Annotated in this window: 15 protein-coding genes and 1 pseudogene; 12 read left to right on the forward strand and 4 right to left on the reverse strand. The window is 72.7% G+C overall.

Going from position 1 to position 15783, the window contains the following annotated elements; translation table 11 throughout:
* Nucleotides 1-237: pseudogene (locus ADK41_RS41635) on the reverse strand (hypothetical protein); the annotation flags it as partial.
* A gap of 181 nt (nt 238-418) precedes the next feature.
* Between ADK41_RS41635 and ADK41_RS10785 the strand changes: the two are divergent.
* From ADK41_RS10785 to ADK41_RS10800, 4 genes are all read left to right on the forward strand, one after another.
* Entirely contained in the window at nt 419-1351 is a 933-nt protein-coding gene (locus tag ADK41_RS10785; protein WP_030821580.1) for an SCO0930 family lipoprotein, read from the forward strand.
* Nucleotides 1352-1675: 324 nt separating this feature from the next.
* Nucleotides 1676-2488: an SAM-dependent methyltransferase gene (locus ADK41_RS10790; RefSeq protein WP_030821578.1), complete on the forward strand. Its 813-nt coding sequence runs from the start codon at nt 1676-1678 to the stop codon at nt 2486-2488.
* A complete protein-coding gene (locus ADK41_RS10795; protein WP_030821572.1) occupies nt 2485-4626 on the forward strand; it encodes a putative bifunctional diguanylate cyclase/phosphodiesterase in 2142 nt (713 codons plus the stop codon). Before ADK41_RS10790 ends, ADK41_RS10795 begins: the two co-directional genes overlap by 4 nt.
* A gap of 196 nt (nt 4627-4822) precedes the next feature.
* Entirely contained in the window at nt 4823-5131 is a 309-nt protein-coding gene (locus ADK41_RS10800) for a DUF4440 domain-containing protein (protein WP_051843018.1), read from the forward strand.
* A gap of 117 nt (nt 5132-5248) precedes the next feature.
* Here ADK41_RS10800 and ADK41_RS10805 read toward each other — a convergent pair whose 3' ends face one another.
* Nucleotides 5249-6133, reverse strand: a complete 885-nt coding sequence (locus ADK41_RS10805; RefSeq protein WP_030821568.1) for a LysR family transcriptional regulator — start codon at nt 6131-6133, stop codon at nt 5249-5251.
* A gap of 120 nt (nt 6134-6253) precedes the next feature.
* On the opposite strand from ADK41_RS10805, the gene ADK41_RS10810 reads away from it, so the two are divergent.
* From ADK41_RS10810 to ADK41_RS10835, 6 genes are all read left to right on the forward strand, one after another.
* Nucleotides 6254-6925 carry a succinate dehydrogenase gene (locus ADK41_RS10810; RefSeq protein ID WP_030821566.1) on the forward strand — a complete coding sequence of 224 codons (672 nt, stop codon included), beginning with the start codon at nt 6254-6256 and terminating at the stop codon, nt 6923-6925.
* Between the two features lie 2 nt (nt 6926-6927).
* Entirely contained in the window at nt 6928-8877 is a 1950-nt protein-coding gene (locus tag ADK41_RS10815) for a fumarate reductase/succinate dehydrogenase flavoprotein subunit (protein WP_030821563.1), read from the forward strand.
* Complete coding sequence (locus ADK41_RS10820; protein WP_030821560.1) at nt 8874-9623, forward strand: succinate dehydrogenase/fumarate reductase iron-sulfur subunit; 750 nt, start codon at nt 8874-8876, stop codon at nt 9621-9623. The genes ADK41_RS10815 and ADK41_RS10820 overlap by 4 nt, the downstream gene beginning before the upstream one ends.
* Nucleotides 9624-9890: 267 nt before the next feature.
* On the forward strand, nt 9891-10661 hold the full coding sequence (locus ADK41_RS10825) for a GNAT family N-acetyltransferase (protein ID WP_030821558.1): 771 nt from the start codon (nt 9891-9893) through the stop codon (nt 10659-10661).
* Nucleotides 10658-11458 (forward strand): lysophospholipid acyltransferase family protein, encoded by an 801-nt coding sequence (locus tag ADK41_RS10830; RefSeq protein ID WP_030821556.1) that lies wholly within the window; start codon nt 10658-10660, stop codon nt 11456-11458. The genes ADK41_RS10825 and ADK41_RS10830 overlap by 4 nt, the downstream gene beginning before the upstream one ends.
* A 103-nt stretch (nt 11459-11561) precedes the next feature.
* Nucleotides 11562-12491 (forward strand): DUF2382 domain-containing protein, encoded by a 930-nt coding sequence (locus tag ADK41_RS10835; RefSeq protein ID WP_030821553.1) that lies wholly within the window; start codon nt 11562-11564, stop codon nt 12489-12491.
* Nucleotides 12492-12527: 36 nt separating this feature from the next.
* On the opposite strand, the gene ADK41_RS10840 is transcribed toward ADK41_RS10835, so the two are convergent.
* Nucleotides 12528-13550: an LLM class flavin-dependent oxidoreductase gene (locus ADK41_RS10840; protein WP_030821550.1), complete on the reverse strand. Its 1023-nt coding sequence runs from the start codon at nt 13548-13550 to the stop codon at nt 12528-12530.
* 61 nt (nt 13551-13611) lie between these two features.
* On the opposite strand from ADK41_RS10840, the gene ADK41_RS10845 reads away from it, so the two are divergent.
* A complete protein-coding gene (locus ADK41_RS10845) occupies nt 13612-14103 on the forward strand; it encodes an LNS2 domain-containing protein (protein ID WP_030821548.1) in 492 nt (163 codons plus the stop codon).
* 24 nt (nt 14104-14127) lie between these two features.
* Here ADK41_RS10845 and ADK41_RS10850 read toward each other — a convergent pair whose 3' ends face one another.
* Complete coding sequence (locus ADK41_RS10850) at nt 14128-14343, reverse strand: dodecin (protein WP_030821546.1); 216 nt, start codon at nt 14341-14343, stop codon at nt 14128-14130.
* Nucleotides 14344-14530: 187 nt separating this feature from the next.
* On the opposite strand from ADK41_RS10850, the gene ADK41_RS10855 reads away from it, so the two are divergent.
* Nucleotides 14531-15781, forward strand: coding sequence for an extracellular solute-binding protein (locus tag ADK41_RS10855; RefSeq protein ID WP_030821543.1), 1251 nt, complete (start codon nt 14531-14533; stop codon nt 15779-15781).
* The last annotated feature ends 2 nt before the right edge of the window (nt 15782-15783 follow it).

Here is a 15783-nt window from a genome sequence, read left to right on the forward strand (position 1 = left end):
GGGTGGGGGTGTGGGCGTGGGCGTGGGGGACGGCGGCGGCGGTGAGCAGAACGGGGGGTCGGTCCAGGTGACGTGTCCCGCGACCGCCACCGCCTCCGTGCCGCCCGGTCCCGCCGAGGCGTACGCGCAGGCGTCGGCCACGGCCGTGCCGGGTGCGCCGACGATCGTCCAGATCAGCGTCGCCACGGCCAACGCGCGTGCCGCGGCGTGGGATTGGGTCGATACGAGTGCTTGCACGACGAAGATCATGAGTCGTGCGCCGCCGGGCCACGCCCGGGATCCCGGTGATTGCCCCGAAGGAGTTAACGAAAGAAATCCGGGACACCGTTGAACACGACCCGTGCCTCCGTGCGTACCCATCGTCGAGCGGCGGCACAGCAGGGCGCTGCACGACCCTTGCGATGATGTGGAGTTGACGATGAAGACCTCCTGGCGGAGCGCCTCACTGGTGGCGAGCGCCGCGGCGGTGCTGGCCCTGACCACGGCGTGCGGGCAGGAGAGCCCGCCGCCCGCCTCCAGCCAGAACGTCGGCGCCACGGCCGGGGCCGGGGACGTCGGCAGCATCGACGCGGGCCAGGCGGGAGGCGGCGGCGCGCAGGCGCCGGCGAGCCCCGCCGACACGGCGGGCGAGCTGAACGTCTCCACCAACGCCGAGCTGGGCAAGCTGGTGACCGACAGCCTTGGTCTGACCCTGTACCGCTTCGACCAGGACACCGCCGAGCCGCCCGCCTCCAACTGCGAGGACGACTGCGCCAAGACCTGGCCGCCGGTGCCCGCCGACGACGCCACGGCCGGCGAGGGGATCGACGAGTCGCTGCTCGGGGAGGTCGCCCGGGCCGACGGCACCAAGCAGCTCACCGTCGCCGGCTGGCCGGCCTACCGCTACGTCAAGGACGTCAACGCCGGTGACGTCAAGGGCCAGGGCGTGGGCGGCAAGTGGTACGCGCTGAACCCCGAGGGCAAGAAGGCGCAGGCGGCCGACCAGCCCGGGCTGTCCACCCGTGAGGACCCGAAGCTGGGCGAGATCGTCGTCGACGGGAACGGCATGACCGTCTACCGCTTCATGAAGGACGAGGCCTGGCCGAAACCCGTCTCGGCCTGCACCGGCGCCTGCCTGGAGAAATGGCCGGCGGTGTCGCCGGTCGCCTTCGACGACACCAAGGGCATCCAGAAGAAGGGCTACATGACCTTCACCCGCCCGGACGGCGCCGAGCAGCAGACGATCAACTGCTGGCCCATCTACACCTTCGCCGGTGACAAGGCTCCCGGCGACACCAACGGTCAGGGCGTCGGCGGCACCTGGTACGCCGTGCGGCCCGACGGAAAGCCGGTCGGCGCGTCGGAGAAGTAACGACCTTCCCAGGGTGTCGTCCACTCCGGACGCCGCCGGCCCCGTGTCCGCCCCTCCGCGAACCGCGGAGGGGCGGACCGTTGTGCCGTGGTTCACCGGCGCCCGGGGAATGATCGGCACCCTTCTCCGCGCACTTCTCGGCGCGTCGGGACTCTCCGGGATGCCGTGGACACATGTCGTCACGCTTTCCCGGGGGAGCCGAACAGGCACGTGCCCCTGGCAGTGACCGGGAACGGACGGTCAATTTCCGTTTGGGGTCGCTCCTTTGACCGGCGATCAGTAGCCTCTGCTCGAACACCGGATCGCCTACGCCTGGAGAGATACATGGAGCGTCCCGCCTGGGCCCCACGGAGCATCGACATCTCGGTGCCCAGCGTCTCCCGGATGTACGACTACTACCTGGGCGGTTCGCACAACTTCGAGGTCGACCGGGAAGCGGCCCGCAGGGCCATGGAGTTCCTGCCGGGCCTGCCCAAGATCATGCAGGCGAACCGTGCCTTCATGCGGCGAGCGGTGCGTTTCGCGGTTGGTGAGGGCGTCACCCAGTTCCTGGACATCGGTTCCGGCATCCCGACGTTCGGCAACGTCCACGAAGTGGCGCAGGCCGCAGTGCCGGACGCACGGGTGATGTACGTCGACCACGACCCGGTGGCCGTGGCGCACAGCCAGGCCGTCCTGGAGGGCGACGACGGCGCGGGCGTCGTCGCCGCGGACCTCCGCAAGCCGCGGGAGATCCTCGACAGCCCCGAAGTGCTGCGGCTGATCGACCTGAATCGGCCAGTGGCGCTGCTCCTCGTTGCCATACTGCACTTCGTGGAAGACGCGGACGACCCGTACGCGGCGGTGGGCGAACTGCGCCAGGCCCTCGCGCCCGGCAGCATGCTCGTGCTCACCCACGCCTCGTACGAGGGGATCCCGCTGCCGGCGGAGCGGGCCGAGGGGGCGGTGGGCGTGTATCAGGACATTCGCAACCCGCTGATCATGCGCACGCGCGACGAGATCGCGCGGTTCTTCGAGGGGTACGACATGGTGGAACCCGGACTGGTGCCGATGCCGCGGTGGCGGCCGGACACCGCGCCGGAGGACGAGGATCCCTACGCGTTCTCCGGTTTCGCGGGCGTGGGGCGTACGGCGTGAGCGCGGAGCCGGACGGGCCGGAGGACAGACTGCGCCGGTTCGCGACGATCTGGAGCCGGGCGGTCTTCCCGGTGACCTCGACGTCGGCGACCCGCCCGGAGTTCGAGGAGCTGCTGCTGCCGCTGGCCCGGCTGCTGAGCGAGGCGCTGCGGGCCCGGTCGTTCGACCCGGACGCGGGCCGGACGGCCGGCGCGGCGCTGGTGGAGGCGCACTGCACCGACCCGGAGGCGCTCAGCCGGACCCTGGACTGCGTGGACGCCTATCTCGTCCTGTACTGCGGCGGGGACGGCGACCGGGAGGACCTGCGGGCGCGCTCCGGCAGGCTCCAGCACGCCATGGCCGCCGGGTTCGCGCAGGCGCTGCGCGAGCGGACGCTGGCCGAGCAGGAGGCCATCGCGCAGGCCGCGCTGGAGGCCCAGGGCGTGGTGGCGCAGGCGCTGCACGCCACCGAGGCCCGGTTCCGGGCGGTGTTCGAGGGCGCGGCCATAGGGATCGGCATCGCCGACCTGGAGGGCAACGTCCTGCAGGTCAACGGCGCGCTGCGGCGCATGTTCGGCCTGTCCGAGCAGGGCCTGCGCGGCCGCAAGGTCAAGGAGTGGGTCCACCCCGACGACGCCCCGCAGACCTGGCGGCTCTACGACGAGCTGGTGAGCGGCGAGCGCGAGCACTACCACCTGGAAAAGGCGTTCTACCGCCCTGACGGAACGGTCCTGTGGACCAACCTGACGGTGTCCCTGCTGCGCGACGCCGACGGCGACCCGCAGTACCAGCTCGCCCTCATGGAGGACACCACCGAGCGGCGGCTGCTCAACCTCCGGCTGCGCTACGAGGCCACCCACGACGCGCTCACCGGGCTGCCCAACCGGACGTTCTTCTTCGAGCGGCTGGAGAAGGCGCTGGGCGCCGGGGAGGGCCGGCGGTTCGGCCTGTGCTACCTCGACCTGGACGGTTTCAAGACCGTCAACGACAGCCTCGGGCACGCGGCCGGCGACCGGCTGCTCGTCGAGGTCGCCGACCGGCTGCAGGCCTGCGCCACCGCGTCCGGCGAGATGGTGGCCCGGCTCGGCGGCGACGAGTTCGTGGCGCTGACCACCGGCCCCGACACCGAGCGCACCGTCGACGAGCTGGCCGCGCGCATCATGAACGCGCTGCTCGCCCCGATCAGCGTGGACGGCCGGGAGCTGACCGTGCGCGGCAGCATCGGCATCGTCGAGGGACCCGCCGGGGAACGCAGCGCGGCGGAGGTGCTGCGCAGCGCCGACATCACCATGTACCGGGCCAAGTCGGCGGGCGGCAACCGGTTCGAGCTCGCCGACCCGGAGGCCGACGCCCGCGCCATCACCCGGCACGGGCTCACCACGGCGCTGCCGACGGCCCTGGACCGGGGCGAGTTCTTCATCGAGTACCAGCCGCTGGTGCATCTCGGCGACGGCAGCGTCCGGGGCGCGGAGGCGCTGGTGCGCTGGCTGCACCCGCAGCACGGGGTGCTGTCCCCGGACCGGTTCATCCCGCTCGCCGAGCACACGGGGCTGATCGTTCCGCTGGGCCGCTGGGTGCTGGAGCAGTCGGTGCGGCAGGCCCGTGAGTGGCGGGACCGGCACGGCGGTGAGGCGCTCGGGCCGCTGCGCATCAACGTGAACCTGTCGCCCTGTCAGCTCACGCATCCCGGACTGGTCCAGGACACGGTGGAGATCCTGGAGCGCACGGGTGTGGAGCCGGACGCCCTGTGCCTGGAGGTGACGGAGTCGGCGCTGATCGGCGCGGACGACGATCTGCTGAAGCCGCTGCGCCGGCTGGCGGAGATGGGCGTCGACATCGCGCTGGACGACTTCGGCACCGGCTACTCCAACCTGGCCAACCTGCGCCGGCTCCCGGTGAGCGTCCTGAAGCTGGACCGCTCCTTCACCCAGAGCATGCAGCAGTTCCCGGCCGACCCCGTCGACCTCAAGATCGTCGAGGGGATCGTCTCCCTGGCGCACAGCCTCGACCTGGCGGTGACGGTGGAGGGCGTGGAGACGGGGGCCCAGGCCGAACAACTCCGCCTCCTCGGCTGCGACACGGCCCAGGGCTGGTACTACGCCCGCCCGGGCCCGCCCGACCGCCTGCACGAGCTGGCCCTCGTCGACGCGACGGGCTAGCCGCCCAGCGGCGCGGGGCGTATGGGCCGTACGGCGGCTGCGGGTGGGGCGTGGCTGACCGCGCCCACGCGGCGGAGCCGCACAGGCGCCTGCCCCGCGCCCCTGGGGGAAGCTCTCACGGACGGAGAAGGACCAGGTGGGGACGGACCGGGAGAGGGGTCCGGTGAGGGCGGCGGTCGAAGGGGAGCTGCGGCTCATGGACCCGGCCGTGCGCTCCTCGCGTGCCGAGGTGGTGCGCCTGCCGGACCCGGAGTTCACCGAGGTGGGCGCCTCGGGCCGGCGCTACACGTACGAAGAGACGCTCGCCGAGCTGTGCGACCACCCGGGCGGCCCGGTGTACGAACCGTCGGAGATCACCGGCGTCCTCCTCGCACCCGGCCCGGTGCACCTCACGTACGAGACCCGCTTCGACGGTCACCGGGCCCGCCGCAGCTCCCTCTGGCGCAAGCACGACGACCGGAGGGACCGGCGCATGTACTACCACCAGGGCACCCCGGTCCCCTGAAGGGGCACGGGCCTACAGGGGCGCGGGGAACTGCGCACGGGGGTCCGGGGGCGAAGCCCCCGGGGACGGGAAGGGAAGGGGCGGCGGGGGCGAGGAAGCCCCCACGCGCCCCCCGCGTCAGCGCTCCAGCAGCATCCGCTGCAACTCCCGCGCGGCCCGAGGCGGAGCCACATCACTGCGGTGGGCCAGCGCGATGGTCCGGTACAGCCCCGGCCGCGCCAGCGGAGTCACCCGCAGCCCGTGCCCCGACCGCGCGGCCACCATCCGCGGCACCACCGCCACCCCCAGCCCCGCCCGTGCGAAGCCCAGCACCGCGTCCATCTCGCCGCCCTCCACCGCGAATCCGGGCTCGAAGCCCTCCGCCCGGCACGCCGCCACGGTCAGCTCGCGCAGGTCGTAGCCGTGCCGGAACATCACCAGGCGTTCGCCCTCCAGATCGGCGATGCGCACGGCGCGCCGGCCCCGCCCCGGCCGCGGGGCGTCCGGGGAGGAGACGACCACCAGGTCCTCGCGCAGCAGTTCCACCGTGGTGAGCGCGGGGGAGGGCGTCGGCAGCGGCAGGACCACCAGGGCGAGGTCGAGGGCGCCGCGGGCCAGCTCCCGTACCAGGTCGTGCGAGCCGCCCTCCTCGATCAGCAGCCGGACGCCCGGGTAGCGGTCGTGGAAGGCGCGCAGCACGTCCGGCAGCAGTCCGGTGCACAGGCTCGGCGTCGCGCCCAGCCGCACCCGCCCGCTGCGCAGCTGCGCCACCTCCTGCACCTCGTGCCGGGCGGTGTCCGTGTCGGCGAGGATCCGCCGGGCCAGCGGCAGCAGCGCCTCGCCCGCGTCGGTCAGCGTGATGTTGCCGCGCGCCCGCCGGAACAGATCCGCCCCCAGCTCCCGCTCCAGCGCCCTGATCTGCTGGGACAGCGACGGCTGCGCGACATGGACCAGCTCCGCGGCCCGGGTGAAGTGCCGGGTCTCGGCGACGGCCACGAAGTACTGGAGCTGCTGGAACTGCACGCACCCAGCATAGGCTTTTCCTATCGGAACGAGCCGGACCATGTCTTGGACCGATGGGGCCTTTCGGCCCTAGCGTCTGATGACATGGCTCTGGCAACGCGGACGGACCGACGGCCGTCCATGGCACGCACCGTGTGGGACTCGACCGTCGGCAAGAAGACGGTGATGGCGGTCAGCGGCATCGTCATGCTGCTCTACCTGGTCGCCCACATGATCGGGAACCTGAAGATCTTCTTCGGGGCGGGCGAGTTCAACCACTACGCCCACTGGCTGCGCACGGTCGGCGAGCCGTTCATGCACGAGGAGTGGACGCTGTGGATCGTCCGCGTCGTCCTCGTCGTCGCCGTGATCGCCCACGCCGTCTCCGCCTACCAGCTCAGCCGCCGCGACCTCAGGGCGCGCCCCGACAAGTACGTCCACAAGAAGGCGCGGACGAGCTACGCCACGCGCACCATGCGCTGGGGCGGCGTCATCCTCGCCCTGTTCATCGTCTGGCACCTGCTCGACCTGACCACCGGCACCGTGCACTCCGGCGGCTTCGAGACCGGCAAGCCCTACCAGAACGTCGTGGACACCTTCTCCACCTGGTACGGCAACGTCATCTACATCGTCGCGATGCTCGCCGTCGGCCTGCACATCCGGCACGGCTTCTGGAGCGCGGCCCAGACCCTCGGCGTCGGCAGCCGCACCCGCGACCGCGCCCTCAAGACCATCGCCCATGCCCTCGCGCTGCTGCTCACGGCCGGCTTTCTCGCCGTCCCCGTGGGCGTCATGACCGGAGTGGTGAGCTGACCATGACTTCCTACACCGCGTACACGACCGGCGAGCCGGTCGCCGACACCAAGGCCCCCGCGGGACCGGTCCACGAGCGCTGGGACAAGCGCCGCTTCGAGGCCGGGCTGGTCAACCCCGCCAACCGGCGCGGCAAGACCGTCATCGTCGTCGGCACCGGCCTCGCGGGCGGTTCGGCCGGCGCCACGCTCGCCGAACAGGGCTACCGCGTGGTCCAGTTCTGCTACCAGGACTCCCCGCGCCGCGCCCACTCCATCGCCGCGCAGGGCGGCATCAACGCGGCGAAGAACTACCGCAACGACGGCGACTCGGTCCACCGCCTGTTCTACGACACCGTCAAGGGCGGCGACTTCCGCTCCCGCGAGTCCAACGTCCACCGCCTCGCGCAGATCTCCGTCGAGATCATCGACCAGTGCGTCGCCCAGGGCGTGCCCTTCGCCCGCGAGTACGGCGGGCTGCTCGACACCCGCTCCTTCGGCGGCGTCCAGGTCTCCCGCACCTTCTACGCCCGCGGCCAGACGGGCCAGCAGCTCCTCCTCGGCGCCTACCAGGCGCTCAGCCGGCAGATCGCGGCCGGCAACGTCGAGATGCACCCGCGCACCGAGATGCTCGACCTGATCGTCGTCGACGGGCGGGCCCGCGGCATCGTCGCCCGGGACCTGATCACCGGGAGGATCGACACGTACTTCGCGGACGCCGTCGTCCTCGCCAGCGGCGGTTACGGCAACGTCTTCTACCTGTCGACGAACGCCATGAACTCCAACGCCACCGCGATCTGGCGGGCGCACCGGCGTGGCGCGTACTTCGCCAACCCCTGCTTCACCCAGATCCACCCCACCTGCATCCCGCGCACCGGCGACCACCAGTCCAAGCTGACGCTGATGAGCGAGTCGCTGCGCAACGACGGCCGGATCTGGGTGCCGAAGGCCAAGGGCGACACCCGCCCGGCCGACCGGATCCCCGAGGACGAGCGCGACTACTACCTGGAGCGCATCTACCCCTCCTTCGGCAACCTGGTGCCCCGCGACATCGCCTCCCGCGCCGCCAAGAACGTCTGCGACGAGGGCCGCGGCGTCGGTCCCGGCGGGCAGGGCGTCTACCTCGACTTCGCGGACGCGATCAAGCGGATGGGCCGGGAGGCGGTCGAGGCGAAGTACGGCAACCTCTTCGACATGTACCAGCGGATCACCGACGAGGATCCGTACCGGGTGCCGATGCGGATCTACCCCGCCGTGCACTACACGATGGGCGGCCTGTGGGTCGACTACGACCTGCAGACGACGATCCCGGGCCTGTTCGCGATCGGCGAGGCCAACTTCTCCGACCACGGGGCCAACCGCCTCGGCGCCTCCGCGCTGATGCAGGGTCTGGCCGACGGCTACTTCGTCCTCCCGGCCACCGTCAACGACTACCTGGCCCGCAACCCGCACCAGGACGAGGTCACCGGCGAACACCCGGTGGTGCAGGAGGTGCTGGCCGAGACCGAGGACCGGCTCAACCTGCTGCTGGCCGTGGACGGCGACCGCACCCCGGACTCCTTCCACCGCGAACTGGGCGAGCTGATGTGGGAGTTCTGCGGCATGGCCCGCACCGACTCCGGGCTGCGCAAGGCCCTGGAGCGGATCCCGCAGATCCGCGAGGAGTTCTGGCGGCGCATCAAGGTCCCGGGCACCGGCGAGGAGTTCAACCAGTCGCTGGAGAAGGCCAACCGCGTCGTCGACTACCTGGAGCTCGCCGAGCTGATGTGCCTCGACGCGCTGCACCGCTCCGAGTCCTGCGGCGGCCACTTCCGCGAGGAGTCCCAGACCCCCGACGGCGAGGCCGCGCGCCGGGACGACGCGTTCTCCTACGCCGCCGCCTGGGAGTTCACCGACACCGGCGAGGCTCCCGTCCTGCACAGGGAAGACCTGGTCTTCGAGTACGTCCACCCCACCCAGCGGAGCTACGCATGAAGCTCAACCTGCGCGTCTGGCGGCAGAAGAACGCCGACGCCGACGGCGCCATGTCCACGTACGAGGTGGACGGCATCTCACCCGACATGTCCTTCCTGGAGATGCTCGACACCCTCAACGAGGAGCTCATCCTCAAGGGCGAGGACCCGGTCGCCTTCGACCACGACTGCCGCGAGGGCATCTGCGGCGCCTGCTCGCTCGTCATCAACGGCGACGCCCACGGGCCCGAGCGCACCACCACCTGCCAGCTGCACATGCGGTCCTTCGAGGACGGCGACACCATCGACGTCGAGCCGTGGCGGGCATCCGCCTTCCCGGTCGTGAAGGACCTGGTGGTCGACCGGTCCGCCTTCGACCGGATCATCCAGGCCGGCGGCTACATCACGGCGCCGACGGGCTCCGCGCCGGAGGCGCACGCGACGCCGGTGCCGAAGCCGGACGCGGACCTGGCGTTCGAGCACGCCGAGTGCATCGGATGCGGGGCGTGTGTCGCGGCGTGCCCCAATGGGGCGGCGATGCTGTTCACGTCGGCGAAGGTCAACCACCTCAACGTGCTGCCGCAGGGGGCGCCCGAGCGGGAGACGCGGGTGCTGGACATGGTGGCGCAGATGGACGAGGAGGGATTCGGGGGGTGCACCCTCGCGGGGGAGTGCGCGACCGCATGTCCCAAGGGCATCCCGCTCACCTCCATCACGGGGATGAACAGGGAGTGGCTGCGGGCCACCCGCAGGGCGGGCAAGCGGTAGCACCGCGTCGCGGTGCGTCGCGCCCGCGCGGCGGAGCCGCACGATGTCACGTCCGCGCCCCCGTCGGGGCGCCTCACCGAACGTTCGCCGAAGGTGCGGACGGACGGGGCCGGGAGAGGTGCTCCTTCCGGCCCCGTCTCGCTTTCCGCTCCTGGCATTCAGCATCTCCACATCCGCACTCCCGGCTCCGGTCACGTACACGCCAACCCGGATCGGAAGAACAGGAGTGTCCCCACTCCCGCTCCGGTGCGTGATCAGGAGAGAGCCATGACCGGCGTACTGACCGTCGACCACCCGCGGCCCGCCACCCCCACCCGCTACACCGTCACCCTCGCCCGCGACGAGGAGGACGTGCGTGCCGCCCAGCGGTTGCGGTACGAGGTCTTCGCGGGGGAGATGGGCGCTCTGCTGGCCACCCCGCAGCCGGGGCTGGACGTCGACCCCTTCGACGCGTACTGCGACCACCTGCTCGTGCGGGAGGAGGCCGGCGGCCAGGTCGTCGGCACCTACCGGCTGCTGCCGCCGGAGCGCGCCGGTATCGCCGGACGGCTGTACGCGGAGGGGGAGTTCGACCTGTCGGCCCTCGACGCCATACGGCCGTCCCTCGTCGAGGTCGGCCGTTCCTGTGTGCACCCCGACCACCGCGACGGCGCGGTCATCGGGCTCATCTGGGCCGGCATCGCCCGCTACATGACCGACCGCGGCCACGCCTGGCTGGCCGGCTGCTGCTCCGTCCCCCTCGCCGACGGGGGCGCGCTCGCCTCCGCCACCTGGGACCGGGTGCGGGCGGGGCACCTCGCGCCGGAGGAGTACCGGGTGCGCCCGCTGCTGCCCTGGCTGCCGAGGACCTCGGCGCCCGCCGCCCCCGGTGACCTGCCCGCCCTGCTGCGCGGCTACCTCCGGCTCGGCGCCTGGGTCTGCGGCGAGCCCGCGCACGACGTGGACTTCGGTGTCGCCGACTTCTACGTGCTGCTGCCGATGGACCGGGTCGACCCCCGCTACCTGCGGCACTTCCTCTCCCTCGTCCCCGCCCGGTGAGCGTCTGGCAGCCGGGCGCGCCCTGCACCCCGCGGGGCTGTGTGGAACCGACGGCGTCCGCGGCGGCCGTACCGCTGGCGGTGCTGCGGCTGACGGCGGTGGGCCTGCTGGTCCTCGCCGGGATCGCGCTGCTCCCGCTCGGGCGGCGGATCCCGGCGGGCGCGGTGCGCCGGTGGTGCCGGTGGATCGTACGGGCCGCCGGTGTCCGGGTCCGCATCGACGGGGCCGCCGTGCCCACGGGCGGACTGCTGCTCGTCGCCAACCACATCTCCTGGCTGGACGTGCCGCTGCTCGCGGCGGTCCGTCCGGCCAGGATGCTGGCCAAGACGGAGATACGGCGCTGGCCCGTGGCGGGGGCGCTGGCGGCGCGCGGTGGCGTGCTGTTCATCGACCGTGACCGGCTGCGCGCCCTGCCGGACACGGTCGCCGCGCTCGCCGGGGTCCTGCGCGGCGGTGCGGCGGTCGCGGCGTTCCCGGAGGGCAGCACCTGGTGCGGCCGGGCCCGGGGGCACTTCCGCCGCGCGGTCTTCCAGGCGGCGCTGGACGCCCGGGTCCCGGTCCAGCCGGTGCGCATCGGCTACCGGGGTGTGCGCGGGACCCCGGCCACCGCACCGGCCTTCGTCGGCGACGACACGCTCCTCGCCTCGCTGTGGCGCGTGGCGTCGGCCCGGGGAGTGGTCGCCGAGGTCGAGGTGCGGCCTCCCCTCCCGCCGGGGAGCCACCTCGACCGCCGTTCCCTGGCGCGCGCGGCGCAGCCGGAGGCGGTGGCGGGGCACGAGGGCGGCCACCACGAGTGAGCACTGCGGAAAATTAAGTACCTTTTGTCGCTTTCGTACTGTTTTCGGTGAGGGATCCGGGAGAACCAGTGAGGGGCGACTTCCGAAAGGAGGGTGATGGAAGATGATCACCCGCGAAGAGATCTCGATCCTGCTGGATCACCCCGTCTACGACGGGGACGGGAACAAGGTAGGCGACGCGAAGCACGTCTTCCTCGACGACGCCAGCGGACGCCCCGAGTGGGTGACCGTCAAAACGGGCATGTTCGGCTCCAGCGAGTCGTTCGTCCCCATCCGTGACGCCGCCCTGGTGAAGGACCACCTCGAGGTCCCCTACCCCAAGGACAAGATCAAGGGCGCGCCCAACGTCGACATCGACGCGGGCGGCCACCTGTCGGTGGAAGAGGAAGACCGCCTGTACGACTACTACGGCATCGACTGGGACTCCGTGCTGGCCGAACCCGGCGAACGCGACCGGTCTCCCGGCGCGGGCGCGGCCGGTACGGCGGGAGCCGCCGGAGCCGCGGGCACGGCGGGCATGGCCGGCCGTCGGGACGACACCTCCCGGACGGCGCCGGACGCCGCCGGAACCGCGGCTGCCGCGGGCAGCCGGAGCGAGGCCCGGACCCGAGGGCACGGCGACGACGCCATGACCCGCTCCGAGGAGCACATGCGCGTCGGCGTCGAGCGGCACGAGGCCGGACGGGCCAGGCTGCGCAAGTACGTCGTCACGGAGGAGGTCCAGCAGACCGTGCCGGTGCGCCACGAGGAGGTCCGCGTGGAGCGCGAGCCGATCACGGACGCCAACCGCGACGAGGCCATGTCGGGTCCGGCCTTCAAGGAGGACGAGCACGACGTCACGCTGTACGAGGAGCGCCCGGTCGTGGAGACCGAGGCGGTGCCGGTCGAGCGGGTCCGGATGACCACGGAGGAGAAGACCGCCGACGAGACCGTCCGCGGTCAGGTCCGCAAGGAGCGCATCGAGGCCGAGACGGAGCTGGACGAGGAGTCCGGCCGCCGTGGCCGCGACGCCCCGGGGCGGGGCCGCGAGTAGGACCGCCCCCGACCCCCAGCGCGCGCCGGTGCCGTCTCACCGGCGCGTCGCCGTGCCGCCGTCCAGCCCGGCGATCGCGGCGAGCCGCCGGTAGGAGTCCAGCAGCGCCTCCCGGTCGTGGGTGCTGGTGGTGACGAGCACCTCCTGCGCGCCGGTCTCCTCCAGCACCGTCTCCAGCCGGTGCGCCACCTCCTCCTCGGTGCCGGCCAGGTGACCGCTGAGCCCCGACTCGTAGAAGCCGCGCTCCTTGGCGCTCAGGGAGAGCGTCTCGACGCGCTCGGCGGGCGGCAGCGGCGGAAAACTGCCGTGGGTCCGGGAGTACGCCATCGACCAGGCCTCCGGGATCAGCAGCCGCCGGGCCTCCTCGGGGGTGCCGGCCACCGCGACCGTGCCGGAGACGACCACGTACGGCTCGCTCGCCCACTGCGAGGGGCGGAACCGTTCGCGGTAGCGGTCGATGCCGCGCCGCACCCCGTCCCGGTCGCGGAGGTCGCCGATGACCATCGGCAGACCCGCGCGGGCCGCGATCGTGGCGCCCTCGCCCATGGCGAGCACGAACGGCGGCACGGTCAGCCCCTCGGCGGGCCGGGCGCGCACCCCGGTGGGGGAGGTGCCCCGGAACCAGCCGAGCAGCTCGTCGAGCTGGGCCGCGAAGTCCTCCGCGTCGTCCTTGCCGCGCCCCAGCGCCCTGCGCACCCCGTCGGTGAAGCCGACCGAGCGGCCCAGGCCCATGTCGACGCGGCCCGGGAACAGCGATTCCAGCACCCCGAACTGCTCGGCCACCACCAGCGGCCGGTGGTTGGGCAGCATGACCCCGCCGGTGCCGACGCGGATGGTGCGGGTCGCCCCGGCGACGGCGGCGGCCAGTACGGTCGGCGCCGACCCCGCGACCCCCGGCACCCCGTGGTGCTCGGCGACCCAGAACCGGTGGTACCCGAGCCGCTCCGCCTCCCGGGCCAGGCCGACGGTGTCCCGCAGCGCCTCGGGGCCGGTGTGCCCCTCACGGACGCGGGAACGGTCGAGTACGGAGAAGCGGGCCGAGGAGATCGCGGAACTCATACCCGGTTCAACACCCGGCGGCGCTCAGGATTCCGCGCGCTCCCCGTCTACGCTGGGCGGTGTGACCGACCGCGACGAGCGGCCGCCGGCCGTGTTCGACCTCGACAACACCCTCGCCGACACGGCGCACCGGCAGCGCTTCCTGGCGCGCAGGCCGCGCGACTGGGACGCCTTCTTCGCCGCCGCGCCGCAGGATCCGCCGCTCGCCGAGGGCGTCGCACTGGTCCGGGAGAGCGCGCGGGAGTGCGAGATCGTCTACCTCACCGGGCGGCCCGAGCGCTGCCGGCGCGACACGCTGGACTGGCTCGCGGCCCAGGAGCTGCCCGCGGGGGACGTGCACATGCGCGGCGACGCCGACCGCCGGCCGGCCCGCCGCACCAAACTGGCGGTCCTGCGCCGCCTCGCCCGCACCCGGGACGTCCGCGTGCTCGTGGACGACGACGAGCTGGTCTGCCGGGACGCCCGGCAAGCCGGCTTCACCGTCGTCCTCGCCCGCTGGACGGCCCCGTCCGGGGAGCTGGCGGACGCGCAGGAGCGGGAAGGGCGCACCTGAGCGGCGGCCCGGCCCCGCCCCGGCTCAGTCCGACTCCTCCAGCCGGAAGCCGACCTTCAGCCCCACCTGCCAGTGCGCGACCCGCCCCTCCTCGATCTGGCCGCGCACCTGGGTCACCTCGAACCAGTCCAGATTGCGCAGGGTCCGCGAAGCACGTTCGATGCCGTTGCGTACGGCCTGGTCGACGCCGTCGGGCGAGGTGCCGACGATCTCCGTGACCCGGTAGGTGTGATTCGACATGCGGCTGCTCCTCTCACGTCATTCCACCGTGCCCCACCCCGCGGCGGAGCGCGAGGCGTCGGCCCTGTTCGCCCGACGGCCTTGACCTACGCATTGGTCCATACCAAGATGCTGAGCACCCGTCCGAGCACCGCTCGCCCCCCACGTCGGGCCCCGCCCTGTCCGCCGGACCGAAACAGGACCCCTCGTGAGACGCCGTCTGCCCGCCCTCGTCTGTGTGTCCGCCTCCCTGCTCAGCGGCTGTGGGCTGCTGCCCGGCGACGCCGAACGGAGCACGGTCACCGTGTGGTTGATGCGGCACAGCGCCTCGCAGGAGTACCTGGACCGCTTCACCGAGGAGTTCGAGCGCGAACACCCCGCACTCGACCTCGACATCCGCGTCCAGGAGTGGACCGGCATCGGCGAGAAGGTGCAGAAGGCGCTGGAGTCGGACGAGGAGGACGGCCCCGACGTCATCGAGGTCGGCAACACCCAGGTCGCCACCTACGCGGAGGGCGACGGGCTGCTCGACCTCACCCTGGAGTCCCTGCGCGACTGGGGCCGCGACGACTGGCTGCCCGGCCTCGCCGAGCCCGGCCGGTGGGGCTCCCAGCAGTACGGCATCCCCTGGTACGCGGCCAACCGCGTCGTCATCTACCGCAAGGACCTCTTCCGGCAGGCCGGCGTCGCCGCCCCGCCGAAGACCCGCGACGAGTGGCTCGACCTCACCGAGAAGCTCGACGCCGGCGGCAACCAGGGCGTCTACCTCGCCGGACAGGACTGGTACACGCTCGCCGGCTTCATCTGGGAGGAGGGCGGAGAGCTCGCCGAGGAACGGGACGGGGTCTGGCGGGGCACGCTGGACGGCCCGGCGGCGCTGCGCGGCATGGACTTCTACCGCCGGCTCCAGGCGCTCGGTGACGGACCGGTCGACGCCGACGAGGAACACCCGCCGCAGGCGGACGTGTTCGCGCGGGGCGAGGTGGCGCAGATCGTGGCCGTACCGGGACTGGCGCGCGCCATCCTCAAGCAGAACCCGGGCCTGGCGGACGAGTTGGGCTACTTCCCCGTCCCCGGCAGGACCGCCGGCAAGCCCGGCGCCGTCTTCACCGGCGGGTCCGACCTCGTGGTCCCGGCCAAGACCGACACCAGGGAGGGCGCCGTCGAGGTCGTGGCCGCGCTCACCGGCGCCCGGTGGAACACCGACCTGGCCCGCACGATGAACTACGTCCCCAACAAGGCCGGACTCGCCGAGTCGGTGGCGGGGGAGGAGGGGGTCGCGGCCATGGCGGCCGGAGCCGCACGGGGCCGGGCGACCCCCGGCACACCCCAGTGGGCCGCGGTCGAGGCGGACAACCCGATCAAGGAGTACATGACCGAGGTGCTCACCGGGGCCGACCCGGCCACCGCGGCCGAGCGCGCCGCGCGCCGCATCACCGAGGCCCTGGCCTTCGACTAGGG

The sequence above is a fragment of the Streptomyces caelestis genome, from assembly GCF_001279005.1.
Classification (GTDB): Bacteria; Actinomycetota; Actinomycetes; order Streptomycetales; family Streptomycetaceae; genus Streptomyces; species Streptomyces heliomycini.

Coding starts and splice junctions, on each gene's coding strand:
- ADK41_RS10810 (WP_030821566.1), top strand. CDS start 6,254: ATGGCACGCACCGTGTGGGACTCGACCGTCGGCAAGAAGACGGTGATG.
- ADK41_RS10800 (WP_051843018.1), top strand. CDS start 4,823: ATGGACCCGGCCGTGCGCTCCTCGCGTGCCGAGGTGGTGCGCCTGCCG.
- ADK41_RS10820 (WP_030821560.1), top strand. CDS start 8,874: ATGAAGCTCAACCTGCGCGTCTGGCGGCAGAAGAACGCCGACGCCGAC.
- ADK41_RS10840 (WP_030821550.1), bottom strand. CDS start 13,550: ATGAGTTCCGCGATCTCCTCGGCCCGCTTCTCCGTACTCGACCGTTCC.
- ADK41_RS10815 (WP_030821563.1), top strand. CDS start 6,928: ATGACTTCCTACACCGCGTACACGACCGGCGAGCCGGTCGCCGACACC.
- ADK41_RS10825 (WP_030821558.1), top strand. CDS start 9,891: ATGACCGGCGTACTGACCGTCGACCACCCGCGGCCCGCCACCCCCACC.
- ADK41_RS10850 (WP_030821546.1), bottom strand. CDS start 14,343: ATGTCGAATCACACCTACCGGGTCACGGAGATCGTCGGCACCTCGCCC.
- ADK41_RS10790 (WP_030821578.1), top strand. CDS start 1,676: ATGGAGCGTCCCGCCTGGGCCCCACGGAGCATCGACATCTCGGTGCCC.
- ADK41_RS10835 (WP_030821553.1), top strand. CDS start 11,562: ATGATCACCCGCGAAGAGATCTCGATCCTGCTGGATCACCCCGTCTAC.
- ADK41_RS10785 (WP_030821580.1), top strand. CDS start 419: ATGAAGACCTCCTGGCGGAGCGCCTCACTGGTGGCGAGCGCCGCGGCG.